Annotated in this window: 2 protein-coding genes; both read left to right on the top strand. The window is 47.3% G+C overall.

Features of this window, described 5'->3' with window-relative positions:
• On the top strand, nucleotides 1-222 hold a 222-nt coding region (locus tag EII32_RS12295), incomplete at its 5' end, for a hypothetical protein (protein ID WP_158611195.1).
• A gap of 11 nt (nucleotides 223-233) precedes the next feature.
• Nucleotides 234-536 (top strand): HNH endonuclease, encoded by a 303-nt coding sequence (locus EII32_RS11495; protein WP_125235478.1) that lies wholly within the window; start codon nucleotides 234-236, stop codon nucleotides 534-536.
• The last annotated feature ends 85 nt before the right edge of the window (nucleotides 537-621 follow it).

Genomic DNA, 621 nt, shown 5'->3' with positions numbered 1-621 from the left:
CGTATAGAAGATGCTAAGATAGTGATAGAGATACCTTGTCGGAGCAAGCGGGACGGCGAGTGCACTTGGGAGGAGATGACGAAGATGCTATTGTCGCTGATTCAGGATGCCGATGAGGAGATGCTTCAGAAGGAGGATTTGTATATGGCCATAGAGTTGCTTCGTGCCATGTTGCCTAAGTTTGAGTGTGGCAGTTGCGGCAGTGCCGTTTCTGAGATATAGGAGTGCCGTGTATGGATTTTCTGAAGAAATGGAAGATAGGTAGGGTTCGTATTTACGTTACCACTTACCGTATGAAGCGTCGCGGCAGTTATGACGACCTTCGTAGGAATGTTCGCCACCGTCTGTTGCGTCACCGCGGTGCGTTGTATCGTCGTCAGTGTGGTTGTTGTGCAGTCTGCGGTTGTTGTTTTCCGGAGGAGGAAATGGAGGTGCACCATGTGTTGGGTGTTAGTGATCGTCCTGACCTTGTTTGCCGTCGTGATAATCTTCTTTTGGTTTGCGGTGCTTGCCATGTGAAGTTGCATGAAGGTTGATTAATGAAAAAAATCCGTTACTTTTTTTGGAGGTATCGGATTTTTTTGTATCTTTGCGGAAAGAAATAGCATTGAGGCTGAGCCT

It is taken from the genome of Prevotella sp. OH937_COT-195, from assembly GCF_003932845.1.
GTDB lineage: Bacteria > Bacteroidota > Bacteroidia > Bacteroidales > Bacteroidaceae > Prevotella.
The sequence above is the reverse complement of the archived record's forward strand: the minus strand, read 5'-3'. Positions and strand labels throughout refer to the sequence as shown.